This is a genomic window from Neisseria sp. P0009.S007, from assembly GCF_051962515.1.
In genome coordinates this window covers 1-231 of record NZ_JBQCVF010001330.1, presented here as the reverse complement: position 1 = coordinate 231, position 231 = coordinate 1, and the positions used below count along the sequence as shown (strand labels likewise).

General features: G+C 46.8%; 1 pseudogene. It reads left to right on the top strand.

Features of this window, described 5'->3' with window-relative positions:
* Nucleotides 1-79: 79 nt before the first annotated feature.
* A pseudogene (locus ACTHS3_RS18815) lies at nucleotides 80-231 on the top strand (DNA-binding protein); the annotation flags it as partial.

The window sequence follows — 231 nt, the reverse complement described above, 5'->3', positions numbered from 1 at the left end:
GAGCAGGCGAATTGATTTATCAGGCGCAAAACAAATGCCGCCTGAACGGACATTCAGACGGCGGAAAGGATTATTAAGCATGATTAGCAATTCTACCAACGGCAAGGCAAAAACGCCAAGTCAAAGAGAACGAGTTTTATCCCGATTGAAACAGGATAGCGTTACATCATGGGAGCTTTCCCAAATGGGTATATTGGGCTACAACACGCGCATTATGGAGCTTCGCAGGGC